Genomic DNA, 23,011 nt, shown 5'->3' on the forward strand with positions numbered 1-23,011 from the left:
CCTCGACGCGAGCGACCTGGATGAATCTCACCACACCCGAACGCGCTTGGGAACACCTCTGCCGAACCGCCGCTCGTTCGGCTCACCGCCTGGCTGGCAGACTGGCCGCATGGGAGTCGTCGAGAACAGCAAGCTCACCGTCGTCGGCGCCGGGGCGGTGGGCTCGAGCCTCGCCTATGCCGCGCTCATCAGGGACTCGGCCGCCGAGGTCGCGCTCTACGACATCGCCGCCGAGAAGGTCGAGGCCGAGGTGCTCGACCTCGCCCACGGCACCCAGTTCACCCGCTCACGGGTGACGGGCGGCGCCGATCCGGCGGTCGTCGAGGGGTCGCACGTCATCGTCGTCACCGCCGGGGCGAAGCAGGCGCCGGGGCAGAGCCGGATGGATCTCGCGGCGACGAACGTCGGGATCCTCGAGACGCTGCTGCCCACGCTCCTCGAGCGGGCGCCGGGTGCCGTGATCATCCTCGTGACGAACCCGGTCGACGTGCTCACGGTCGCCGCCCAGCGCATCACGGGGCTGCCGCCCGAGCGGGTGTTCGGCTCGGGCACGGTGCTCGACACCTCGCGGCTGCGCTGGCTGCTCGCGGAGCGGGCCGGGGTCTCGACCTCGAGCGTGCACGCCAACATCGTCGGCGAACACGGCGACACCGAGTTCCCGCTGTGGTCGGAGGCCCGCATCGGGCCGGTGCCGATCCTCGACTGGACGGGCGGCGAGCGCTTCACGGCCGAGGAGCTCGACGGCATCGCGCTCCAGGTGCGCGACGCGGCGTACACGGTCATCCGAGGCAAGGGGGCGACGAACTACGCGATCGGGCTCACGGGCGCGCGCATCGTCGAGGCGGTGCTGCGCGACCAACACGCGGTGCTGCCGGTGAGCACCGTGCACGGCCCCGAGATCCCCGAGCTCGAGGGCATCGCGCTGTCGCTGCCGAGCATCGTCGACGGCGAGGGCGCACGGCCGATCCTCGGCACGCCGCTGTCCGATCGCGAGCGGGCGCAGCTCGCCGCGTCGGCCGATGCGATCCGGGCGACCGCGGCGGCGTTCGGGTTCTGAACACCGGCCGGATCGCCCGGAAACGACGAACGGCCGCCCGAGGGCGGCCGTTCGAAATGGGTGCGGGATTCGCTAGTCGCGCGTGATCGCGATCATGCGCAGGATCTCGAGGTAGAGCCAGATGACGGTGACCATGATGCCGAAGACGCCGGTCCACTCGTACTTCTTCGGGGCGCGGTTGCGCACTCCCTGCTGGATGAAGTCGAAGTCGAGCACGAGCGAGTAGGCCGCCATGATCACGACGAGGATGCCCAGGATGACGCCGAACGGGATGCCGGTGCCGAGGAAGTTCGCGCTGCGCATGCCCCACGGGTCGTCGTTCACGCCGAAGACCATGAGACCCCAGTTGATGAGCGAGAACACGAGGTAGCCGACCATCGCGATGAGGAAGACCTTGGTGGCCTTCTTCGACGCCCGGATCTTGCCCGACGCGAACAGCGCGAGCGTCACGCCGAAGACGACGAGGGTCGCGATCACGGCCTGGGCGACGATGCCGCCGCCGTAGACCATCTCGTACCAGGCCGAGATGCCGCCGACGAAGACGCCCTGCACGCCGGCGTAGGCGAGGATGAGGCCGGCCGACGGCTCGCGCTTGAAGGTGTTGACGAGGGCGAGCACGAAGCCGACGATGCCGGCACCGATCCAGAGGAACGGCACGCTCTCGACGGTCAGCCAGCCGAGTGCGGCGCCGACGAGCAGCAGGCCGAAGCCGGCGACCGACTTGCCGAGCGTCGACTCGACCGTCATCGTCTCGCCCGCGGGCGGCGTCGAGGGCTGGTTGTACATCTCCTGCAGCTGCTGCGCCGAGACGTCCTGCGCTGCGGCCACGGCTCCCTGCTGCGAGAAGGCGGAGTTCCGCGAGAATGCGGGATTGTCGAGAGCCATGGTTTCCTCTGCTTTCGGCTGTCGTCGGATGCGGGGGATCGGCGACCGGATGCGGCATCCGTGCCGTGAACAAACCTACCCGAATACTCCGTGACAACGCCGTGAGTCCGCGCGGAATTCCGCGGGGCAGGCGAGGTGGCTGGCTACGCTGGGCCCATGCAGCCCGACCTGGCCCCGCGCCCGCTCGTCATCGGCCACCGCGGAGCTCCGGGCTACCGCCCCGAGCACACCCGTTCGGCATATGAGCTCGCGTTCGCGCTCGGCGCCGACGCGGTCGAGCCCGACCTCGTCGCGACGCGCGACGGCGTGCTCGTGCTGCGGCACGAGAACGAGATCTCGGGCACCACGGATGTCGCGTCGCGACCCGAGTTCGCCGGCCGCCGCACGACCCGCGAGATCGACGGCAAGCCGCTCACGGGCTGGTTCACCGAGGACTTCACGTGGGCCGAGCTCGCGACCCTGCGGTCGCGCGAGCGGCTCGCCTCGGTCAGGCACGCGAGCGCGAGCTTCGACGGCCGATACCCGATCATCCGCCTGCGGGAGCTCTTCGAGCTCATCGACCGGGCGGCCGACGAGCAGCGGCGGATGCTGCGGATGGTGGCGGAGTTCAAGCACGCCGCGCACTTCGACGCGCTCGGCCTGCCCCTCGACGAGCTGTTCGCCGCCGAGCTCGGCGCCGCCGGATGGGGCTCGGGCGACGAGCGCCTGATCATGGAGGCGTTCGAGCCGACCCTGCTCGATCGGCTGGGGGCGCGGGGCATCCGGGGCCGACGGGTGTTCCTCATCGAGAACTCGGGCGCTCCCTGGGACCTCGTGCTCGCCGACGGGCGCCGGGCGCCGCGGTACGACGACTTCGTGACCGAACGCGGGCTGCGCGGCCTGACCGGCCGCTTCGACGGCGTGAGCGTGGGCACGCCGCGTCTCGTCGGCCCACCGTCCAAGCGGTCGCCGGATGCCACGGGCGCGCCGTTGCGCGGAGCGGCCCTCGTCGCGGCCGCGCACGCCGCGGGGCTCGAGGTCTACACGTGGACCCTGCGGCCCGAGAACCGCTTCCTCACGGCGCCGCGCCGTCGCGGCACCGCACGATCCGGTTACGGCGACTGGGCGGCGGAGTTCGGCGAGGTGCTCGCGACCGGGGTCGACGGCGTCTTCGTCGACCACCCCGATCTCGGGGTCGAGGCGCGCGCCGACTTCGCGAGGCCGGCCGGGTAGCACCGTCTCGAACGACGGAGAAGGTGTCAGGGGCCGCGCCTAGACTTGAAGGCGACATGACGCTGATCCTCGACCCCGACGACCCGGCCGGCTGGCGCGAGGCGCCCCCGGCACGCTCCGACGACCCCTCCACGGCGGGCTCGCCCCTCACCGAGGGTCTCAACCCGCAGCAGAAGGAGGCCGTCGAGTACCGCGGCCCCGCGCTGCTCATCGTCGCCGGTGCGGGCTCGGGCAAGACCCGCGTGCTCACGCACCGCATCGCGCACCTCATCGAGACTCGCGAGGCGTGGCCGAGCCAGATCCTCGCGATCACCTTCACGAACAAGGCCGCGGCCGAGATGCGCGAGCGCGTGCAGGCCCTGCTCGGCGACAGCGCCTCGGGCATGTGGATCTCGACGTTCCACTCGGCGTGCGTGCGCATCCTGCGCCGCGAGGCCGAGTCGCTCGGCCTGTCGTCGACGTTCACGATCTACGACTCGGCCGACCAGCGCACGATCCTGAAGCGCATCATCAAGGGCCTCGACGCCGACACCATGGGCTTCACGCCCGCGGGCGCGCAGGCGAAGATCTCGAAGCTCAAGAACGAGCTCGCCGATGTCGAGACCTACGCCCGCAACGCGAACATGAACGACCCGCAGGAGGTCATGTTCCTCGAGATCTTCCGGCAGTACACGAGGCGCCTGCGCGAGGCATCCGCCCTCGACTTCGACGATCTGATCGCCGAGACGGTCTACCTCTTCCGCGCGTTCCCGAAGGTCGCGGCGCTCTACCAGCGGCGGTTCCGGCACATCCTCGTCGACGAGTACCAGGACACGAACCACGCGCAGTACTCGCTCATCCGCGAGCTGACGCGACCGGTCGAGCCGGCGATCGTCACCGAGCTCGACAGCCACGGCATCCTCGTGCGCGGCATGACCGATGCGAGCGGCGCGATCCCGGGGGCGAGCCTCACCGTCGTCGGCGACTCCGACCAGTCGATCTACGCGTTCCGCGGCGCCGACATCCGCAACATCGTCGAGTTCGAGCGCGACTTCCCCGGGGCGAAGGTCGTGCTCCTCGAGCAGAACTACCGCTCGACGCAGAACATCCTCTCCGCGGCGAACGCCGTCATCTCGAACAACTTCGACCGCAAAGACAAGAAACTCTGGACGGCCGACGGAGACGGCGAGCAGATCGTCGGCTACACCGGGTACACGGCGCACGACGAGGCCCAGTTCATCGCCGACGAGATCGAGTCGCTGCACCGCTCGGGCGTCGCCTACCGCGACATCGCCGTGTTCTACCGCACCAATGCGCAGACCCGTGCGCTCGAAGAGATCTTCGTGCGCTCGGCACTGCCGTACCGGGTCGTCGGCGGCACGAAGTTCTACGAGCGGGCCGAGATCAAGGACGCGATGGCCTACCTCATCGCGGTCGCGAACCCGCTCGACGAGCTCGCGCTCCGACGCATCCTGAACACCCCGAAGCGGGGCATCGGGCCCGCAACCGAGACGACGATCGCGCAGTTCGCCGAGCAGAACGAACTGACGTTCCGGCAGGCGATGCGCTCGGCCGGCGGGCTCGGCCTCGGGCCCAAGGTCACCGCGGCGATCTCGGCGCTCGCCGACGTGCTCGACGAGGCCGCCGCGATGCTCGTGCCCTCGCAGGCCGGCATCGACGCGGGCACGAACGAGGGCGCGTCGAAGATCTCCGAGGTCCTCGTCTTCCTGATGGAGCGCTCGGGGCTGCTCGACGCGCTCCGCAACAGCCGCGACCCGCAAGACGAGACGCGGGCCGAGAACGTCGAGGAGCTCGTCGCGCAGACCCGCGACTTCGATCGTGAGAACCCCGGCGCGACGCTCGTCGACTTCCTCACGCAGGTCTCGCTCGTCGCCGCGGCCGACGAGCTCGACGACGCCTCCGGCACGGTCTCGCTGATGACCCTGCACACGGCGAAGGGGCTCGAGTACCACGCCGTCTTCCTCACCGGCATCGAGGAGGGGCTGCTGCCCCACCAGATGTCGGCGTCGGAGCCGGGCGGCCCCGCCGAGGAGCGACGGCTCTTCTACGTCGGCATCACGCGCGCCCGCAAGCGGCTCTACCTCTCGCTCGCGATGAGCCGCGCCCAGTTCGGCGAGGTCGCCGTCGCGATGCCCTCGCGGTACCTGCAGGAGATCCCCGAGGGGCTCATCGACTGGCGGCAGTCGCCGGGCATGGCGACGAGCCGCGGCGGTTCGCAGCCGCGGGCGCTCAACGCGCGTCGCGGCTTCGGCCAGGGCGGCGGGCAGGGCGGCGCCTGGGGCACCCGCGACCGCGACCTCGAGCGCTTCAGCGTCACCCGCTCCGAGAAGCCGAAGACCGAGTGGGCGAACAAGGTCACCGGCACGGTGCGCGACAACGGCGACCTCACCCTCGAGGCCGGCGACCGCATCCGCCACGCCGACTTCGGCGAGGGCAAGGTCACGCAGGTCACCGGCGAGGGCACGAAGCGCATCGCGCACGTCTCGTTCGACCGCGCAGGGCAGAAGAAGCTCCTCATCAAGATCGCGCCGATCGAGAAGCTGTGAGCTGGCCGACGCGGGCCTCGCGCACCGTCTACGAGAACCGGTGGATCCGGGTGATCGAGGACGAGGTCGTGCGTCCCGACGGAGGGCGGGGCATCTACGGCGTGGTCGAGGTGACGCACCCGGCCGCATTCGTGGTCGCGCTCACCGATGACGACGAGGTGCTGCTCGTCACGATCGACCGGCACACGGTCGGCTCGAGCGTCGAAGTGCCCGCGGGCGGCACCGACGGCGAGGACCCGCTCGTCGCCGCTCAGCGCGAGCTCGCGGAGGAGACCGGCCATGAGGCATCCGACTGGCGGGCGATCGGCCGCATGACCGCGCTCAACGGCATCGCCCGCGCGGTCGGGCACGTCTACCTCGCCACCGGCCTCCGCCGGATCGGCGATGCGGACGGCTCGCACGCGACCCGGATCGAAGAGGGCATCTCGGCCGTGCAGGCAGTGCCGTGGGCCGAGGCCATGCGCATGGTGCGCGAGGGCGGGATCGACGACGGCGAGACCGTCGCGGCGCTCTGCTACGCGGCGCTCGCACTCGGACGCCTCGCGTGAACGAGGGGCGCGCGAGCCTCCGCCGCTGGTGGCGGTCGGCACGGGCGCTCGACGTGGAGGTGGCGCTGCGAGCGGCGGTCGCCGCGGCGGTGCCGCTCGCGATCCTCGTGGCGGTCGGCCGGATCGACTGGGCCGCGTACGCGGCGTTCGGCGGCATGGTCGCCATCTTCGGCCGGAGCGAGCCGTACGGCACCCGGTTGCGCACGGTCACGGCCGCGGCCGCGGCGCAGCTCATGGCGACCGGGCTCGGCATCCTGCTGGCGGTCATCGGGGCACCGCTCGCGGCCCAGGCGATCGCCCTCGCGCTCGTCGTGACGGCGGTGATCGTCGGCTTCAACATGCTCGGCGTCACGCCGTCGACGCCGCTGTTCGCCGTGTTCGGGCTGCTCGTCTGCGCTGCGCAGCCCGTCGACGACGGCACCGGATGGCAGCGCTGGGGCGTCGCCTGGGCGGCGGCCGCATTCGCCTGGCTGCTCGCCATGTCGGGCTGGCTGCTGCGCCGGTACGGGGGCCGGGCGGCGCGGCGTGACGGTCTGTTCAAGCCGTTGCCGCGGCGCACCCCGACGCGGCGTCGCGGCCATGCCGATCCGAGGCTCTGGCTCAACGTGGTGCAGAACGTGCTGGCCGCGCTCGCCGCGGGCGGCATCGCGCTCGCGCTCGGCCTCGGTCACCCGTACTGGGCGGTCGTCAGTGCGGTCGCCGTCATCCCGCCTGCGCGCGCGGCGCACACGGTCTCGCGCGCGGTGCACCGGGTGCTCGGCACGATCGCCGGCGTCGCGGTGACCGCGCTCGTGCTCTGGCCCGAGCCGTCGGTCTGGGTGCTCGTCGCCGTGGTCGCGATCTGCCAGTTCGGCGCGGAACTGTTCGTCACCCGTCACTACGGCACCGCGCTCGTGTTCGTCACCCCGATGGCGCTGACGGTCGCGCACCTCGCCTCACCCGTGCCGGTCGCGACCCTCGTCGGCGATCGGGTGCTCGAGACCGCGCTCGGGGCCGCGGTCGGCGTCGTCGCCGTGCTGGCGGCGCGCCGCTTCGTCGAGGTCGTGCCGATGCCGCCGCCGACGACCGCGACGCCGAGCGTCGGCCCGCCGCGCGGGTAGCGCGCAGGCGGGGGAGCCCGACCGGGTCAGACCACCCCGCCGAGCAGCCCGCCGATCACCCACGTGACGACGAGCGCGAGCGCACCGCCGACGACGACCCGCAGCACCGCGCGGCCGCGCGGGGCGCCGCCGATCCACGCCGAGAGCCAGCCGGTGATCGCGAGTGCCACGACGACCGCGACGAAGGTCGTCGCGATCCGCCACTCGGGCGGCGGCAGGAGGATCGCGAGCATCGGCAGCACCGCGCCGACGAGGAACGACAGGGCGGACGCCCCGGCCGCGTGCCACGGGTTCACCACATCGCCCTCGGAGATGCGCAGTTCGGCCTCGAGGTGCGCCGCGAGCGCGTCGTGCTCGGTGAGCTCTCGCGCGACCCGCTCGGCCGTCTCCTCGCTCAGCCCCTTCGCCCGGTAGATGCCGGCGAGCTCGGCGAGCTCCTGCTCGGGCATCTCGGCGAGCTCGCGCGTCTCCTTCGCGATGAGCGCCCGCTCGGTGTCGCGCTGGGTCGAGACCGAGACGTACTCGCCGAGGCCCATCGAGATGGCGCCCGCGACGACCGACGCGACGCCGGCGACGACGATCGCGCCGAGATCGGTCGTGGCTGCGGCGACGCCGACGACGAGCGCGGCGACCGAGATGATGCCGTCGTTCGCGCCGAGCACGCCGGCCCGCAGCCAGTTGAGCTTCTCGTGCACCTTCGCGTCGTGGGGGTCGGCGCCGTGCGTCGGTTCGGTCGAGGCATCCGTCATGGCGGCAGTCTCGCAGCCCGCTCCCGCACCGCGCGGGCACGACGAGGGCGCGCCGCGACCGCGGCGGGGAGGGCCGGGGAGGGCGCCGTCCGGGCGGCCGGACACCGTGGCATCCGGCCGATTCTCGGCGCCCCGGCGCGGGGAGTAGCATGGAGGGTGGCCCACTTATCTTGACGTCGAGATGTTTTTCGTCGCCCTCCGGGCCGAAACCCACCAGCCCCTGTGCGCGATCGCGCGTGCGGACCGATTGGAAGTAGAGCGTGGATCTTTACGAGTACCAGGCCAGAGACCTGTTCGAGCAGTACGGGGTCCCGGTGCTTCCGGGCATCGTCGCCGACACCCCCGACGAGGTGCGTGCGGCCGCCGAGAAGCTCGGCGGCGTCGTCGTGGTCAAGGCCCAGGTGAAGACGGGCGGCCGCGGCAAGGCCGGCGGCGTCAAGGTCGCGAAGACCCCCGACGAGGCGTACGAGGCGGCGAAGGCCATCCTCGGCCTCGACATCAAGGGCCACGTCGTCAAGCGCGTCATGGTCGCCGGCGGCGCCCGCATCGCGCAGGAGTTCTACTTCTCGGTGCTGCTCGACCGGGCCAACCGCTCGTACCTCTCGCTCACGAGCGTCGAGGGCGGCATGGAGATCGAGCAGCTCGCCGTCGAGAAGCCCGAGGCGCTCGCGCGCATCGAGGTCGACCCGATCGCCGGCGTCGACGCGGCGAAGGCCCGTGAGATCGCGGTCGCCGCGAACTTCCCGGCCGAGCTCGTCGACAAGGTCGCCGAGGTCTTCGTGAAGCTCTACGAGGTCTACAAGGGCGAGGACGCGACGCTCGTCGAGGTCAACCCGCTCATCCTCGACGAGGACGGCAACGTCGTCGCCCTCGACGGCAAGGTCACGCTCGACGAGAACGCCGAGTTCCGTCACGCGAACCACGCGCTCCTCGAGGACAAGGCCGCGGCCGACCCGCTCGAGGCCGCCGCGAAGGCCCTCGACCTCAACTACGTCAAGCTCGACGGCGAGGTCGGCATCATCGGCAACGGCGCGGGCCTCGTCATGTCGACGCTCGACGTCGTCGCCTACGCCGGCGAGAACCACGGCAACGTGAAGCCCGCCAACTTCCTCGACATCGGCGGCGGCGCCTCGGCGGAGGTCATGGCCAACGGCCTCGGCATCATCCTCGGCGACCCGCAGGTCAAGAGCGTGTTCGTCAACGTCTTCGGCGGTATCACCGCCTGCGACCAGGTCGCCAAGGGCATCGTGGGCGCGCTCGCCGAGCTCGGCTCGGCCGCGAACAAGCCCCTCGTCGTGCGTCTCGACGGCAACAACGTCGTCGAGGGCCGCCGCATCCTCGAAGAGGCCGCGCACCCGCTGGTGACGCTCGCCGAGAACATGGACCAGGGCGCCGACAAGGCCGCCGAGCTGGCGAACGCGTAAGGGGCGTACGAAGAAATGACGATCTTCCTCAACAAGGACAGCAAGGTCATCGTCCAGGGCATCACCGGCGGCGAGGGCTCGAAGCACACCGCGCGCATGCTCGCGGCCGGCACCCAGGTGGTCGGCGGCGTGAACGCCCGCAAGGCGGGCACCACGGTGCTGCACACGGATGCCTCGGGCAACCCCGTCGAGCTCCCCGTCTTCGCGTCCGTGGCCGAGGCCATCGCCGAGACCGGCGCCGACGTGTCGATCGCGTTCGTGCCGCCGGCCTTCACGAAGGACGCCGTCGTCGAGGCCATCGACGCCGAGATCCCCCTCCTCGTCATCATCACCGAGGGCGTGCCGGTGCAGGACTCGGCCGAGTTCTGGGCCTACGCCAAGGAGAAGGGCGGCACGACCCGCATCATCGGGCCGAACTGCCCCGGCATCATCAGCCCCGGTGAGTCGCTCGTCGGCATCACCCCGGCGAACATCACCGGCAAGGGCCCGATCGGCCTCGTGTCGAAATCGGGCACGCTGACGTACCAGATGATGTACGAGCTGCGCGACCTCGGCTTCTCGACCGCGATCGGCATCGGCGGCGACCCGATCATCGGCACCACGCACATCGACGCGCTCGCCGCGTTCGAGGCCGACCCCGAGACCAAGGCGATCGTGATGATCGGCGAGATCGGCGGCGACGCCGAAGAGCGCGCGGCCGACTTCATCAAGGCGAACGTGACCAAGCCGGTCGTCGGCTACGTCGCGGGCTTCACCGCCCCCGAGGGCAAGACGATGGGCCACGCCGGCGCGATCGTCTCGGGCTCGGCGGGCACCGCGCAGGCCAAGAAGGAGGCCCTCGAGGCCGCCGGCGTCAAGGTCGGCAAGACGCCGTCCGAGACCGCGCAGCTCCTCCGCGAGGTGTACGCGGCGCTCGGCGCGTAAGCCCGAGGCCGCGTCCGGGCTTCCGGAAGCACGAACAGAACCCCGCAGACCCATGGTCTGCGGGGTTCTGCCGTCCGGCGGGGTGGAGCGGGGGGCGCACCCCGGCCGTCCGGCTCAATTCACGGTTCAGTGCTCATCTCAGTCGCTGCTGATGCTGCCCCCGTTCGTGATGCTCAGGACCGAGGTCTCGTGGCAGCTGGCGCCGATGTCCCGCTGTGCCGGGTTCGTGCTGTCGTAGTTGACTCGCCACGAGAACGACCCGCCCACCGTCTGCGCAGTGGTGTTGCTCGTCGACACCGTCTGCGGCGAGGTGCCCGACACGCTGACGTTCAGCTGCGTGAAGATGGCCGAACCGGTGCACGTCGCATTGGCGAACAACTCGAAATCGACGTTGCCCGCCAGAGCGCCGCTGCCGGCCGGGGCCGACACCGTCACCGAGTCGTTCGGCACCCACCGCTGCGCGCTCGAGAGCGTCGACGGCACGGTGTTCACCACGACGTCCTCGTTGGTGTCGGTGCATCCGCTGTTGTGCGTGGTGCCGTTGGTGTTCGGCGGGCTTCCGCTGTACACGGCGACCCAGTGGTAGGTGCCCGGCGCGGTGGGCACGAACTGCGGGGCCGGCGAGTTGTAGGTGCCGTTCCCGTTCACCGTCACCGCCGACGAGGTGTACGCCAGGGTGGTGCAGTCACCCGGCCCGTACAGCTTGAAGGTGATCGTGCCCGCGGCCGCGGCGCCCCCGGTGCCGGTCAGGTTGATGACCGGGTTCGCCGGTTGGGTGGCCGTCCCGGTCAGGGTCGCCGAGTCCGTCACCGCGTTGCCGAGCAGGACGTCATCGCCCGCGGTGGTCGCCAGCGTCGGGGTCTTCGGGATCACCGTGAAGCACTCCGTCTCGGTCGAGTCGCTCGAGCCGGGGATGCCGTTGGCTGCGTCGCCGCTGAACTCCGCACGCCAGCAGTACCGACCGACGGAGGTGACGTAGGCGGTCGGGGACACGACGGTCACCGGGTAGTCCGCTCCCGTCAGGCTCGTCGATCCGACGCTCGTGCCGCCGCTGTCGCACAGGTCCGGTGCGTCCACCTTGCACAGGGAGAACGCGACCGAGCCCGCAGGAACGGCGTCGCCTCCTTCGATGTCGACCACGGCCGAGTCCTTCACCGCGACGACGCCGGTGCCGATCGAGAGCCCACCGGACGGGATGTCAGCCCCGCCGCCGTCCTTCGGCGTGGTCACCGTGGTCGACGTGCAGTTGCTGATGGGCGGGGTCGTGGCGAGGATCGTGTCCTTGTAGTCCGCGGTGTCGGAGTTGCCGGTCACCGTGCTCGGGATGGTGTTGGCGAACGAGAGGCAGTCCGTCGACCCGCCGAAGATGGTGTCCGTCAGGTTGACGGCGGCCTCACCGAAGAACCCGTCGGCGCTGTACTGCGCCGCCGAGTTGGAGCTGTCGAGCTCCAGGGCCGGGCCGAGGGTCAGGTTCGGCGCGGTGCCGCTCCAGACGCGGAGGAACAGGTCGAGGCTTCCGCCCTGCTGATCCCAGAGGATCATGAAGTCGCCGGCCGTGCGGTTCGCCCACGGGTTGCAGTCGGCGATCAACTGCGCAGGCGTCGCCGTCTCGTAGGCGCAGGCCACGGGCGCCTTGTTCTGCATGAACTCGTACGCGATGAAGCCGCTGCCGGTGTTCTTGTCGCGCTCCCACGCGAAGTACAGCCAGTCGTCGCCGTCGGCGTCCTGATCGGTGTCGAGCCAGGCTCGGCGCAGGTCGACCTGGGCGTTCGGGTTCGTCTCACCCAGTGTGGGCGGCGCGTCCCGGTTGATGACGCCGATCTTCGTGGTGCTCGAGTTGAGCGGTCCGAGTTCCTTCACGTTCCCGAACGGGTCGTCGATCTGGTTGATGCCGCTGTCGGGCACCGAACCGTCGATGTCGAACGGCGGGACGGATCCTGCCAGCGCGGGACCGGCGATCAGGATCATCGTGACAGCGAGACAGCTCGCCGCCGCTGCGGCGAGCACCCGTCGTGTCCGTGACGTGGGTCCGGACGAGCGGGTTGGGGTTGTGAGCGGCATCGTCGCCTCCCGGTGTGCAACGTCGTCCGGCCCGGGCGGACCGGACGGTCCCGCGAGGCGATGGTCGGGGCGGCTGTGCGCGGGCGTGGCAGGGCGTGCGGGTGACGGTCGTCTCCCGCCGCCGTGGGTGAGGCGGCGGCGGAATGCATCGAACCCGGGGGAGTCTCAGGTTTCACCTCGCACGCTACTCCGGTGGGAAGCCGTGCAACAGAGTACGTGAGTGATTCTCATGACCCAGAACGGGGGTCATCCGTCCTCATCGTGAGAGAGTGTCGGCATGAGCGTCGAAGAACCGGATGCCGCGCGCGAGCGCGACCGTCGTGCCGCGCAGGTGCGCGACCACCTCGTCCGAACGGCCTTCGTGACCGAGGAGTCCGTGTACGGCGTCGTGCTGGTGTCGGGCATGATCGTGGTGGCCGGAACCCACGGCTCGAGCTCGTGGGAGGTCTTCTGGATCGTGGCGATCACCGTCGTCGTGTTCTGGGCCGCGCACGTCTACGCGGGCACGGTCTCGAGGCACGGACTCGCCATCGACCACGTGATGCCGCTGCGCCAGGCGTTCGACGCGGCGCTGAACCACTCGCTCGGTCTGCTCGCCTCGGCGCTGCTGCCGTCGCTGATCCTCCTGCTCGGCGCCCTGCGCGTGGTGCCCGACGCCCTGACCATCTGGCTGGCGCTCTGGGCCGGCGTGCTCGTGCTCGCCGTGCTCGGATTCGTCGCCTACCGGCGTCGGGGCGCACCCTTGCACAAGCAGCTGCTCGGCGCCGTCACCACGGCGGCCTTCGGCCTCGTCATGATCGTGTTGAAGGCATTCATCCACTGAGTTGTGCCCGGGGTGCCCCCCAAGCGCTATCGTCATGCTGAGGGGGGACATATGCCGAAGATGACCAGTGCCGAACTCGAAGCCCGGGTGGCCGAACTCGAGGCCGAGAACGCGCGCCTGCGCAGCGTCGAGACGACCGAGGTGTCCGGCGCGCAGGCGGCCCCGGTCACCGCCGAGAAGCGTCGCGGGCGTGGTCGTGGCCGAACCGTGGCTGCCGTCGTCCTCGTCGTGATCGGGCTCCTGCTCGCTCCCGTCGCCGTCGTCGCGGGGTGGGCCCGCCTCGAACTCGTCGACACCGACCGGTTCGTGGCGACCTTCGCTCCGCTCGCCGAGGACCCCGAGGTGCAGGAGTACGTCTCCGACCAGGTGACGGCGGCCATCGAACGGCAGGTCGACATCCCGCAGCTGACCGCCGATCTCTTCGACGGCCTCCGCGCCCTCGACCTTCCGCCCCGCGCCGAGGCCGCGCTCGGCCTCCTCGAGGCTCCGGCCACGCAGGGGCTCCAGTCGCTCGTCGCCGACGTGGTGGACCGGCTCGTGGCCTCCGACGCATTCGCCGACATCTGGCGCACGGCGCTGCAGACCACCCATACCCAGTTCGTCGCCGCCATGCAGGGCGACCCCGACGCGATGCTCGAGATCGGCGGCGACGGAACGCTGTCGGTGCAGATCGGCCCGATCATCGAAGCCGTGAAGGAGCGCCTCTCGGAGCGCGGCGTCGGGTTCGCCGACGCGATCCCGGTCGTCGAGCAGAGCATCGTCGTCGCGCAGGGCGACGCTTTCGTGCTGGTGTCGACGCTGTACGCGATCGCGGTCGGCATCGGCACGTGGCTGCCGTGGGTCGCGCTCGCCTTCCTCGTCGCCGGCGTCCTCGTCGCGAAGCGCCGCTCGACGGCCTTCGTCTGGACGGCCGGCGGCTTCGCCCTCGTGATGGCCCTGCTCGCGGCGGGCTTCGAGATCGGCAAGGTCGTCTTCGTCGCGACGCTCAGCCCGAGCATCATCCCGGGCGATGCCGCCGAGGTGATCTACGCGCAGCTCACCGAGCTGATGCGCTCGACGACCGTGGCACTGCTCGTGCTCGCCCTGTTCGCCGCACTGATCGCGTGGGTCGCCGGCCCCTGGGCGCCGGCTCGCTCGCTGCGGGGCTTCGCCGGCAGCGGCTTCGCGGCGCTCCGGCGCGCGGGCGACAAGCACGGGCTCTCGACCGGGTCGTTCGGCCATTGGCTCGATCGCTCCCACGGGCTCATCGCCGGGGCGATCGCGCTGATCGCCGCCGCGGTCATCCTGCTCAACCGGCCGGTGACGACGGCCTCGGTCGTGACGACCGTGCTGCTCGCGCTGCTCGTGCTCCTCATCCTCGAGGTGCTCCGCCGCCCCGTCGACGAACCCGAGGAGGCGGTCGGCGAACCGAACGAGGCGGATGCCGCGGCGCCCGCGACGGAGCCCGCGACGGAGGCCGCAGCCGACGGCGAGGCCGGCACCGACGCCGAGGCCGTCGACGACGCCGAGGTCCCCACCGGCGGCCGATCCGGACCGAGCTGACGTCGCGCCGCCGTGGCGGGCGGGTTCGGCGTCGGCGTCCGCTAGGCTCGGCGAGGTCATGAGACGTACGACGATCGCCCTGCTGGCCGCCCTCGAAGCCGCCGTCTCGGCGCTCATCGGTCTCGGCGTCGTCCTCGTGCCGCTGCTCGTCGTCTGGGCGGTGCACTTCGGCCTGGCGGTCGACGCGGCCGCGTTCTTCCGCGCCGCCGCCGACCTCTGGCTGCTCGGCCACGGGGTCGACCTCGTGCTCCAGCTCGACCCGGTCACCGCGGAACGCATGGCGCTGCCCGGGGCCGGTGATCCGTTCCCGATCACCATCGCGCTGCTCGGCTTCGCGCTCGCCTCCGTCGCCGTCGGTCGCCGCATCGGTCGCCGCTCGGCCGCTGCCGGTCACTCGATCACCGGGTCGGTCTCGGCGATCGTGGTCTACGCGCTCGTCGGCGCCGTGCTCGGCCTCGCCGCCGCCAGCGAAGCGGCGAGCGCCTCGCTCTGGCAGGCGATCGCGCTGCCCGCCTTCGTGATGGCGATCGGCGTCGTCATCGGCGCGGTGCTCGAGACGCTCCGCGAGGCCAATCTGGGCGACCTCGCGGGCGGCTGGGTGCGCGATCGGCTCGACGAGCTGCCGCCCGCCGGCGTCGACGCCGTGCGTCGAGCGGCGCGCATCGGCGGCGCCGCCGCCTTCGGCGTGCTCGGCGTCGCCGCGGTCCTCGTGGCCGCGCTCATCGCGGTCGACTACGCGACGATCGCGGGGCTCAGCCAGTCGCTCGGCGCGGGGGTCGACGGAGGCATCCTGCTCACCGTCGTCGAGCTCGCGTTCATCCCGAACTTCGTGATCTGGGCGGCGGCCTGGCTCCTCGGGCCCGGGTTCGCGATCGGCGCGGGCACGACCGTCGCACCGGGCGGCACCGTGCTCGGGCCGATCCCCGGCGTTCCGCTGCTCGGTGCGCTGCCCGGCGACGCCCCCATGCTCGGCGTGCTCTGGCTCCTCGTCCCGGTGGTGCTCGGCTTCGCCGGGGCGTGGTTCGTGCTCGGGCGGGACGGCGCGAGCGTGGCGAGCACCGAGGCCAGGGGCGACGTCGGGTCGGAGCCGTGGTGGTACCCGGTCGCCGTGGGCGCCGCAGCAGGCGTCGTCGCGGGCATCGTGATGGGACTGCTCGCCTGGTGGTCGGGCGGTGCGGCCGGTCCCGGACGCCTCGCCGTCGTCGGTCCCGACCCGTGGGCCGTCGCGCTCGTCGCGGCCGCGACGGTGGGCGTCGGCGCGATCGCGGGCGGCGTGGCGGCGTGGATGCGCCTCCGGCAGCCCGCTCACGAGTACGCAGCCCGGTAGTCCCCGGGTCGACGGGGCCGTCGTGGCGGCCTCCGGCGGCCGGTAGGCTCGAGGGGTGCTGAAGCTCGTCGTCCTCATCTCCGGCGGAGGCTCGAACCTCCGGGCCCTGCTCGAAGCCGCCGAAGACGCCGAGTTCCCGGCGCGCGTCGTCGCGATCGGCGCCGACCGCGAGGCATCCGGTCTCGTGCTCGGCGAGGAGTACGGCGTGCCGACCTTCACGGTGCCCTTCACCGCGTACCCCGACCGCGACGCCTGGGGTGACGCCCTGATCGAGGAGGTGCGCCGCTGGGAGCCCGACCTCGTCGTGCTCTCGGGGCTCATGCGGCTCGTTCCGCCCGCCGTCGTCGACGCCTTCTCCCCGCAGCTCATCAACACGCACCCCGCGTACCTCCCCGAGTTCCCCGGCGCGCACGGCGTGCGCGACGCGCTCGCCGCCGGCGTCGCCCAGACCGGGGCGAGCCTCATCGTCGTCGACAACTCCGTCGACGGCGGCCCGATCATCGCGCAGGAGCGCATCCCGGTGCTGCCGGGCGACACCGAGTCGAGCCTCCACGACCGCATCAAGCCCGTCGAGCGGCGCCTGCTCATCCAGGCCGTGCTCGACATCGCCAATTCGCACCTCGACCTGAAGGACCTCGCACGATCATGAGCGGCCACGCCATCGACCCCAGCCTGTACCGCGAGCGCGACCTGGTGCCCGTGCGCCGGGCGCTCATCGCCGTGAGCGACAAGCGCGGCCTCGTCGAGCTCGCGAGCGCGCTCGTCGAGTCCGGCGTCGAGATCGTCTCGACCGGCGGCACCTCGAAGGCGATCGCCGACGCGGGCCTGCCCGTCACGCAGATCGCCGAGGTCACGGGTTACCCCGAGCACCTCGACGGGCGCGTGCGCACGCTCCACCCGGCCGTGCACTCGGGCCTCCTCGCCGACCTGCGCCTCGAGTCGCACGAGCAGGAGCTCGCCGGACTCGGCATCGCGCCGTACGAGCTCGTCGTCGTGAACCTCTACCCGTTCGTCGAGACGGCCGCTTCGGGCGCCGCGCCCGACGCCGTCGTCGAGCAGATCGACATCGGCGGGCCGGCGATGGTGCGCGCCTCCGCGAAGAACCACGCGAATGTCGCCGTCGTGGTCTCGCCCGAGCGCTACACCGAGGTGGTCGCCGCGCTCGCCGCCGGCGGCACGACGCTCGCGCAGCGCCGCGAGCTCGCGCGCGAGGCGTTCCGGCACACCGCGTCGTACGACGTGGCGGTCGCCTCGTGGATCGGCAGCGTCGTCGCGCCCGACCAGCCGGCCGAGGTCTCACCGTTCCCCGCGTGGGTCGGCGGCACCTGGACGAAGGACGCCGATCTCCGCTACGGCGAGAACTCGCACCAGCAGGCGGCGATCTACTCCTCGCAGGGCGGGCGGCCGGGCATCGCCCAGGCCGTGCAGCTGCACGGCAAGGAGATGAGCTACAACAACTACGTCGACGCGGATGCCGCGGTGCGGGCCGCCTTCGACTTCGACGAGCCCGCCGTGGCGATCATCAAGCACGCCAACCCGTGCGGCATCGCCGTCGCCGCGGACGGCGCCGCCGACCCGATCGCCGACGCCCACCGCCGCGCGCACGAGTGCGACCCGGTCTCGGCGTTCGGCGGCGTGATCGCGGCGAACCGCATCGTCACCCGCGAGATGGCCGAGACCGTCGCCGGCATCTTCACCGAGGTGCTCGTGGCGCCGGCGTTCGAGGCCGAGGCGGTCGAGATCCTCACGCAGAAGAAGAACATCCGCCTGCTCACCCTGCCCGAGGGCTTCGTGCCGACCGCGGTCGAGCTCAAGCAGATCTCGGGCGGCGTGCTGCTGCAGCAGGCCGACCGGCACTTCGCGCCCGCCGCCGAGTGGACGCTCGCCGCGGGCGAAGCGGTCGACGCCGAGACCCTCGCCGACCTCGAGTTCGCGTGGCGGGCCTGCCGCGCGGTCAAGTCGAACGCGATCCTGCTCGCCTCGGGCGGCGCCTCGGTGGGCGTCGGCATGGGCCAGGTCAACCGCGTCGACTCGTGCAAGCTCGCGGTCGAGCGGGCCGGCGACCGGGCCGCGGGCTCGGTCGCGGCATCCGACGCGTTCTTCCCCTTCGCCGACGGACTGCAGATCCTGCTCGACGCGGGCGTGAAGGCCGTCGTGCAGCCCGGCGGCTCGGTGCGCGACGAGGAGGTCGTCGCCGCGGCCGCGGCGGCCGGCGTCACGATGTACTTCACGGGCGAGCGGCACTTCTTCCACTAGGCCGCGCTTCCACGGGGCCGGCCGGCCGGCCCGCCTGTTCGGTCGGGAGGAGATCGCGCGATCGGGAGGACCGGATCGCGCGGATGATCCTCCCGATCGTGCGAACTCCTCCCGAGCTGCGGTGACGGCGGGCGTGATGCGAGCCGGAGGTCACGGCGAGCCGTATGCGAGCCGCGGCATGCCGAGCGGCGGTACCCTTGGATCGACCCTGCGCACACCCCGCGCGGGCGAGGTTCCGCCCACGAAGCGGATGATTCGAGGAGAACGATCGATGTCGATCACCCACGCCCCGGCGGTACCCGCCGAGGTCAGCGCCACCCTGCCGAGCGACGCCCCCGACCATGAACGGGTGCTCATCACCCGCGGTCCCCGCTCCGGACTCACCGTCATCGTCGCGGTGCACTCCACGCGCCTCGGCCAGGCGCTCGGCGGTGCCCGCGTCTGGAACTACGGCCACTGGACCGACGGCCTCGCCGACGCCCTGCGCCTGTCGCAGGCCATGACCATGAAGAACGCCGCAGCCGGCCTCCTGCGCGGCGGCGGCAAGTCGGTCGTCGCGGTCCCGGCCGGCGTCGTCCTCGACGAGGCGCAGCGCCGCGACGCGATGCTCGACCTCGGCGACGCCGTCGAGTCGCTCGGCGGCGCCTACATGACCGCTGAGGACGTCGGCACGAGCGCCGAGCTGATGGCCGTCGTGCACGAGCGCACCGAGCACGTCTGCGGCCTGCCGCCCGAGCAGGGCGGCGTCGGCGAGCCCGCCGACGCGACCGCCGCGGGCGTCCACGCCTCGATCCTCGCGACGCTCGGCCACGTGTTCGGCTCGAACGACGCCGCCGGCCGCCACTTCGTCATCTCGGGTCTCGGGCAGGTGGGCGGTCGCCTCGCGCGCAGCCTCGCCGCCGCGGGCGCCCGCCTCACCGTGACGGATGTCGCGGAGCACAAGCGCGCGCTCGCCGACGAGCTCGGCGCCGCCTGGGTCGACCCGGCCGAGGCGCACCGCGTCGAGGCGGACGTGTTCGTGCCGTGCGGGCTCGGCGGCGTGCTGACGCCCGCCGTCGTCGACGAGCTGCAGGTGCGCGCCGTCGTCGGCGCCGCGAACAACCAGCTCGCCTCGCGCGAGGTCGCCGGCCTCCTGCGCGACCGCGGCATCGTCTGGGCGCCCGACTTCGTCGTCAACGCCGGCGGCGTGATCTACCTCGACGTCGCCGGCCAGCCCGGTGCCGACCAGGCTGCGCTCGACGCGCGCATCGCGGGCATCGGCGACGTGGTCGCCGCCGTCCTGCAGGACGCGGTCGCGACCGGTTCGACCACGCTCGATGCCGCCGAGCGGCTCGCCCGCGCCCGCCTCGACGCGGGTCGCTGAGCCCGCGGCTCCCGCCGCCGCATCCCGCCTCCGCCGGGCGACGCGTCGAGTTCCCCTCGACGTCTCGCCCGGCGGCCCGGGGGAGTGTTCACCGCGCACGGTGACGCATGCCGGGCGCGGAGAATCGCGGCGACGCATGGGCGACGGTGCGGCGCGACGGCGCGGGGAGCGCGGACGCCGAGGCATCCGACCGGCCAGTAGGCTCGTGCCATGACCTCCCCCGTTCCGCCGGCTTCCCCCCTGCCCGCATCCCGCTCCGCGGCTCGCTTCACGCCGGCCACGACCCGCGGACGCCGGGCGGCGGCGGCCCTCGTCTCAGCGGCGGTCGTCGCGATCATCGCCATGAGCGTCGCGGTGCTCGCCTTCTTCATCGGCAACGGGCAGTCTCCGACCGTCTTCGCCCAGGTCTTCGGGCACTTCGCCCTCGCCGCGTTCTTCGCGTGGGGGCTGCTCTCGATCGCGAACGCGCTCGGGGCGACCCGTGCGTGGTTCCTCGCCCTGATCACGGGGTTCACCTCAGCCTGTCTCGCCGCCCTCATCGCGACGACGATCATGGTCGCGCTCACCGCGCGTTCGCCGTTCGGGCCGCAGGCGTTCCTCTTCGTCGTCGGCTCCCTCGTGAGCCTCAACCTGATCTTCGTGCTCGCCGTCGTGCTCGGCCAGGTCCTCCTCGCGCCGCGCATCGTGCACGGCGTCCTCAGCTACGCACCGGTGCGGGAACCCCGTCGGATCGCCCTCGTGCGCATCCCCGCCTCGAACCTCGACGAGGCCGAGCTCACCCACGTCGAACGCCGCCCCGTCGACCAGGCGCGCGCCGACGAGCAGTGGGACAACTACTGCGCCGCGCTCGTCGCCGAGGGGTGGGAGACCGTCGAGGTCGACGCCGCTCCCGAGCTGGCGGATTCGGTGTTCGTCGAGGACACGGTCGTCATGTTCGACGACCTCGCGGTGCTCACGCTGCCCGGCGCCGAGTCGCGCCGCGCCGAGGTCGAGGCCGTGGAGCGCGCGGTCCGTTCCATCTCGAGGCTGAGCGTCGCGCGCATCGAGGCGCCCGGCACCCTCGATGGCGGCGACGTGCTGAAGGTCGGCGACGTCGTCTACGTGGGGGCCTCCTCGCGGACCAACGCCGAGGGCATCCGCCAGCTCCGCGAGCTCCTCGCGCCGCACGGCTACACCGTCGTCGGCGTGCCGATGTCGAAGGCGCTGCACCTGAAGAGCGCGGCGACCGCGCTGCCCGACGGCACCGTCATCGGCGACCCGGCCCTCCTCGACGAGACCGGGCTGTTCCCGCGGTTCCTGCCCGTGCCCGAGCCCGAGGGCGTCGCCGTCGTCGCGCTGTCGGCCACCTCGCTGCTCATGTCGGCGGCGGCGCCGCGGACCGCGACGATGCTCGCGGGGCTCGGCTACCGGGTGGTGACCGTCGACATCAGCGAATTCGAGAAGCTCGAGGGCTGCGTGACCTGCCTGTCGGTGCGGGTGCGCTGAGCCGTCGCCGTCGGCCGAGCGGTCAGCCGACCGCGCGGCCGTCGTGGAGTTCGATCACGCGATCGGCGCGGCTGACGAGCGCCGCGTCGTGGGTGGTCACGACGGCGGCGACGCCCTGCGCGTGCACGAGGTCGCCGATGAGGTCCATCACGGTCGTCGCCGTGCCGCTGTCGAGCTGCCCGGTGGGCTCGTCGGCGAGGAGCAGCTGCGGACGCGCCGCCAGCGCGCGGGCGATGCCGACGCGCTGCTGCTGACCGCCGGACAGCTCGTACGGCCGCTGGGCCGAGTGGCCGCCGAGCCCCACGAGTTCGAGCGCCTCCGCGACGCGCGCGGCGCGCTCGGCAGGGGGCGTGCGCTGGAGCCGCAGCGGGACCTCGACGTTCTCGGCCGCCGACAGCACGGGGATGAGCCCGAACGACTGGAACACGTACCCGACCCGGTCGCGGCGCACGGCGGCGAGTGCCTCCTCGCCGAGCGTCGACAGGTCGTCGTCGCCGAGCCGCACCGTGCCCGAGGTGGGGCGGTCGAGGCCGCCGAGGAGGTTCAGCAGCGTCGTCTTGCCGGCGCCCGAACGGCCGGTGACCACGACGAGCTCGCCGGGGTGCACCTCGAGCGACACCCCGTCGACTGCATGCACGGCACCGCCGCGTCCTTCGAAGACCCGGCTGACGGAATCTGCGCGCAGCGCGCTCATCGCTCCTCCTCGGTTCGATCGGATGCCTCGGGCCCGGCCGCGTGCCGTGCCCGCCGCGGGGGCGCCTCGGGTTCGTCGCCCGCGGCGGGAGCGGGGGTCGCGGACGGCGCGGGCTGCGAGGCATCCGGCCGTCGTTCGTGCCCCGGCCAGACGCCGACGTGATCGGTCTCGAGCGCGAGACGCACGCGGTCCCGCAGCTCGAGGCTGTGCATGAAGTCCTGCGGCAGCTGGAGGCGCCCGACGCGGTCGAGCACGGCGAACTCCTCGGCGACGTGCTGCTCCTCGCCGTGCTCGTCGACGCGCGTCGAGCGCAGCACCTCGGTCGAGGTGCGGCCGTCGCGGATCTGCACGGTGCGCCGGACGTGGCCCGACACGGCCGGGTCGTGCGTGACGATGAGGGTCGTCACGCCGAGCTCCTCGTTGACGCTGCGCATCGCCTCGAGCACCGCGGCGGACATGGCCTCGTCGAGCTCGCCCGTCGGCTCGTCGGCGAGCAGCACGAGGGGGTCGTTCGCGAGCGCGACGGCGATCGCCACCCGCTGCTGCTGGCCGCCCGAGAGCTCGGCGGGGCGCCGGTCGCGCTCGTCGCCGACCTCGAGCAGTTCGAGCAGTTCGTCGACGCGGCGGGTGCGCTCGGCGCCGCGGCGCGTGCGGGCGACGTTCATGGCGAGCGCGACGTTCTCGGCCGCGGTGAGGTACGGCAGCAGGTTGCGGGAGGTCTGCTGCCAGACGAATCCGACGGTGCGCCTGCGGTAGGCGACGCGCTCGCGCGAGCCCATCGTGAGCAGGTCGTGGCCGGCGACCCTGGCGACACCGGCCGTGGCGGTGTCGAGCCCCGAGAGGATCGTCAGCAGCGTCGACTTGCCCGAGCCCGAGGCGCCGACCACCGCGACCATCTCGCCCGAGTCGACCCGCAGGTTGAGGCCCTGGAGCGCCTGCACCTCGACCCCGTCGGCGGTGAAGATGCGCACGAGGTCGGTGCACAGGATGTGCGGTTCCTGGTCGATCGGCATGG

General features: G+C 72.2%; 19 protein-coding genes. 14 read left to right on the plus strand and 5 right to left on the minus strand.

Annotated features, from left to right (window positions below):
* The first annotated feature begins 109 nt into the window (after nt 1–109).
* Nucleotides 110–1,057 (plus strand): L-lactate dehydrogenase, encoded by a 948-nt coding sequence (locus tag ACFVAJ_RS12085; protein ID WP_376944382.1) that lies wholly within the window; start codon nt 110–112, stop codon nt 1,055–1,057.
* A gap of 72 nt (nt 1,058–1,129) precedes the next feature.
* On the opposite strand, the gene ACFVAJ_RS12090 is transcribed toward ACFVAJ_RS12085, so the two are convergent.
* A complete protein-coding gene (locus ACFVAJ_RS12090; RefSeq protein ID WP_376944383.1) occupies nt 1,130–1,942 on the minus strand; it encodes a Bax inhibitor-1/YccA family protein in 813 nt (270 codons plus the stop codon).
* Nucleotides 1,943–2,098: 156 nt separating this feature from the next.
* On the opposite strand from ACFVAJ_RS12090, the gene ACFVAJ_RS12095 reads away from it, so the two are divergent.
* Genes ACFVAJ_RS12095 through ACFVAJ_RS12110 form a run of 4 tightly spaced genes read left to right on the plus strand, consistent with a single transcriptional unit; the run spans nt 2,099 to nt 7,348 of the window.
* Nucleotides 2,099–3,154 (plus strand): glycerophosphodiester phosphodiesterase family protein, encoded by a 1,056-nt coding sequence (locus ACFVAJ_RS12095; RefSeq protein ID WP_376944384.1) that lies wholly within the window; start codon nt 2,099–2,101, stop codon nt 3,152–3,154.
* 56 nt (nt 3,155–3,210) lie between these two features.
* Nucleotides 3,211–5,700: an ATP-dependent helicase gene (locus ACFVAJ_RS12100; protein ID WP_376944385.1), complete on the plus strand. Its 2,490-nt coding sequence runs from the start codon at nt 3,211–3,213 to the stop codon at nt 5,698–5,700.
* Nucleotides 5,697–6,248, plus strand: a complete 552-nt coding sequence (locus ACFVAJ_RS12105; protein WP_376944386.1) for an NUDIX domain-containing protein — start codon at nt 5,697–5,699, stop codon at nt 6,246–6,248. The genes ACFVAJ_RS12100 and ACFVAJ_RS12105 overlap by 4 nt, the downstream gene beginning before the upstream one ends.
* Entirely contained in the window at nt 6,245–7,348 is a 1,104-nt protein-coding gene (locus ACFVAJ_RS12110) for an FUSC family protein (protein WP_376944387.1), read from the plus strand. The genes ACFVAJ_RS12105 and ACFVAJ_RS12110 overlap by 4 nt, the downstream gene beginning before the upstream one ends.
* Before the next feature lie 26 nt (nt 7,349–7,374).
* On the opposite strand, the gene ACFVAJ_RS12115 is transcribed toward ACFVAJ_RS12110, so the two are convergent.
* The gene (locus tag ACFVAJ_RS12115) at nt 7,375–8,097 is read right to left on the minus strand and encodes a VIT family protein (RefSeq protein WP_376944388.1); all 723 of its coding nucleotides are present in this window, start codon (nt 8,095–8,097) and stop codon (nt 7,375–7,377) included.
* 260 nt (nt 8,098–8,357) lie between these two features.
* Between ACFVAJ_RS12115 and sucC the strand changes: the two genes are divergently transcribed.
* The gene (gene sucC, locus ACFVAJ_RS12120; RefSeq protein WP_376944389.1) at nt 8,358–9,521 is read left to right on the plus strand and encodes an ADP-forming succinate--CoA ligase subunit beta; all 1,164 of its coding nucleotides are present in this window, start codon (nt 8,358–8,360) and stop codon (nt 9,519–9,521) included.
* Between the two features lie 15 nt (nt 9,522–9,536).
* Nucleotides 9,537–10,445, plus strand: a complete 909-nt coding sequence (gene sucD / locus ACFVAJ_RS12125) for a succinate--CoA ligase subunit alpha (RefSeq protein WP_376944390.1) — start codon at nt 9,537–9,539, stop codon at nt 10,443–10,445.
* A 138-nt stretch (nt 10,446–10,583) separates the two neighbouring features.
* Here the strand turns inward: sucD and ACFVAJ_RS12130 are convergent, their stop codons facing one another.
* Nucleotides 10,584–12,413 carry a hemagglutinin gene (locus ACFVAJ_RS12130; RefSeq protein ID WP_376944391.1) on the minus strand — a complete coding sequence of 610 codons (1,830 nt, stop codon included), beginning with the start codon at nt 12,411–12,413 and terminating at the stop codon, nt 10,584–10,586.
* Nucleotides 12,414–12,783: 370 nt separating this feature from the next.
* Between ACFVAJ_RS12130 and ACFVAJ_RS12135 the strand changes: the two genes are divergently transcribed.
* From ACFVAJ_RS12135 to ddaH, 7 genes are all read left to right on the plus strand, one after another.
* The gene (locus ACFVAJ_RS12135) at nt 12,784–13,329 is read left to right on the plus strand and encodes a hypothetical protein (protein ID WP_376944392.1); all 546 of its coding nucleotides are present in this window, start codon (nt 12,784–12,786) and stop codon (nt 13,327–13,329) included.
* Between the two features lie 51 nt (nt 13,330–13,380).
* Nucleotides 13,381–14,871 carry a hypothetical protein gene (locus tag ACFVAJ_RS12140; RefSeq protein WP_376944393.1) on the plus strand — a complete coding sequence of 497 codons (1,491 nt, stop codon included), beginning with the start codon at nt 13,381–13,383 and terminating at the stop codon, nt 14,869–14,871.
* 58 nt (nt 14,872–14,929) lie between these two features.
* Complete coding sequence (locus tag ACFVAJ_RS12145) at nt 14,930–16,198, plus strand: DUF6350 family protein (protein WP_376944394.1); 1,269 nt, start codon at nt 14,930–14,932, stop codon at nt 16,196–16,198.
* Between the two features lie 55 nt (nt 16,199–16,253).
* The gene (gene purN, locus ACFVAJ_RS12150) at nt 16,254–16,847 is read left to right on the plus strand and encodes a phosphoribosylglycinamide formyltransferase (RefSeq protein ID WP_376944395.1); all 594 of its coding nucleotides are present in this window, start codon (nt 16,254–16,256) and stop codon (nt 16,845–16,847) included.
* Nucleotides 16,844–18,454 carry a bifunctional phosphoribosylaminoimidazolecarboxamide formyltransferase/IMP cyclohydrolase gene (gene purH / locus ACFVAJ_RS12155; RefSeq protein ID WP_376944396.1) on the plus strand — a complete coding sequence of 537 codons (1,611 nt, stop codon included), beginning with the start codon at nt 16,844–16,846 and terminating at the stop codon, nt 18,452–18,454. The genes purN and purH overlap by 4 nt, the downstream gene beginning before the upstream one ends.
* A 271-nt stretch (nt 18,455–18,725) precedes the next feature.
* Nucleotides 18,726–19,817 (plus strand): Glu/Leu/Phe/Val dehydrogenase dimerization domain-containing protein, encoded by a 1,092-nt coding sequence (locus ACFVAJ_RS12160; protein WP_376944397.1) that lies wholly within the window; start codon nt 18,726–18,728, stop codon nt 19,815–19,817.
* A gap of 210 nt (nt 19,818–20,027) precedes the next feature.
* The gene (gene ddaH, locus ACFVAJ_RS12165) at nt 20,028–21,302 is read left to right on the plus strand and encodes a dimethylargininase (protein WP_376944398.1); all 1,275 of its coding nucleotides are present in this window, start codon (nt 20,028–20,030) and stop codon (nt 21,300–21,302) included.
* Nucleotides 21,303–21,324: 22 nt separating this feature from the next.
* On the opposite strand, the gene ACFVAJ_RS12170 is transcribed toward ddaH, so the two are convergent.
* Nucleotides 21,325–21,996 carry an ABC transporter ATP-binding protein gene (locus ACFVAJ_RS12170; RefSeq protein WP_376944399.1) on the minus strand — a complete coding sequence of 224 codons (672 nt, stop codon included), beginning with the start codon at nt 21,994–21,996 and terminating at the stop codon, nt 21,325–21,327.
* Nucleotides 21,993–23,009 carry an ABC transporter ATP-binding protein gene (locus ACFVAJ_RS12175; protein ID WP_376944400.1) on the minus strand — a complete coding sequence of 339 codons (1,017 nt, stop codon included), beginning with the start codon at nt 23,007–23,009 and terminating at the stop codon, nt 21,993–21,995. Before ACFVAJ_RS12175 ends, ACFVAJ_RS12170 begins: the two co-directional genes overlap by 4 nt.
* Nucleotides 23,010–23,011 lie beyond the last annotated feature (2 nt).

Origin of the sequence: Agromyces sp. NPDC057679 (assembly GCF_042799635.1) — a bacterium.
In the GTDB taxonomy this organism is placed as follows: Bacteria; Actinomycetota; Actinomycetes; order Actinomycetales; family Microbacteriaceae; genus Agromyces.

What these genes read in the sequence shown, in the direction of transcription:
- ACFVAJ_RS12175 (WP_376944400.1), bottom strand. Translation starts at nt 23,009, where the DNA reads ATGCCGATCGACCAGGAACCGCACATCCTGTGCACCGACCTCGTGCGC.
- ACFVAJ_RS12160 (WP_376944397.1), top strand. Translation starts at nt 18,726, where the DNA reads ATGTCGATCACCCACGCCCCGGCGGTACCCGCCGAGGTCAGCGCCACC.
- sucD (WP_376944390.1), top strand. Translation starts at nt 9,537, where the DNA reads ATGACGATCTTCCTCAACAAGGACAGCAAGGTCATCGTCCAGGGCATC.
- ACFVAJ_RS12085 (WP_376944382.1), top strand. Translation starts at nt 110, where the DNA reads ATGGGAGTCGTCGAGAACAGCAAGCTCACCGTCGTCGGCGCCGGGGCG.
- ACFVAJ_RS12115 (WP_376944388.1), bottom strand. Translation starts at nt 8,097, where the DNA reads ATGACGGATGCCTCGACCGAACCGACGCACGGCGCCGACCCCCACGAC.
- ACFVAJ_RS12090 (WP_376944383.1), bottom strand. Translation starts at nt 1,942, where the DNA reads ATGGCTCTCGACAATCCCGCATTCTCGCGGAACTCCGCCTTCTCGCAG.
- ACFVAJ_RS12095 (WP_376944384.1), top strand. Translation starts at nt 2,099, where the DNA reads ATGCAGCCCGACCTGGCCCCGCGCCCGCTCGTCATCGGCCACCGCGGA.
- ACFVAJ_RS12140 (WP_376944393.1), top strand. Translation starts at nt 13,381, where the DNA reads ATGCCGAAGATGACCAGTGCCGAACTCGAAGCCCGGGTGGCCGAACTC.
- purH (WP_376944396.1), top strand. Translation starts at nt 16,844, where the DNA reads ATGAGCGGCCACGCCATCGACCCCAGCCTGTACCGCGAGCGCGACCTG.
- ACFVAJ_RS12145 (WP_376944394.1), top strand. Translation starts at nt 14,930, where the DNA reads ATGAGACGTACGACGATCGCCCTGCTGGCCGCCCTCGAAGCCGCCGTC.
- ddaH (WP_376944398.1), top strand. Translation starts at nt 20,028, where the DNA reads ATGACCTCCCCCGTTCCGCCGGCTTCCCCCCTGCCCGCATCCCGCTCC.
- ACFVAJ_RS12100 (WP_376944385.1), top strand. Translation starts at nt 3,211, where the DNA reads ATGACGCTGATCCTCGACCCCGACGACCCGGCCGGCTGGCGCGAGGCG.
- ACFVAJ_RS12170 (WP_376944399.1), bottom strand. Translation starts at nt 21,996, where the DNA reads ATGAGCGCGCTGCGCGCAGATTCCGTCAGCCGGGTCTTCGAAGGACGC.
- ACFVAJ_RS12135 (WP_376944392.1), top strand. Translation starts at nt 12,784, where the DNA reads ATGAGCGTCGAAGAACCGGATGCCGCGCGCGAGCGCGACCGTCGTGCC.
- ACFVAJ_RS12130 (WP_376944391.1), bottom strand. Translation starts at nt 12,413, where the DNA reads ATGATCCTGATCGCCGGTCCCGCGCTGGCAGGATCCGTCCCGCCGTTC.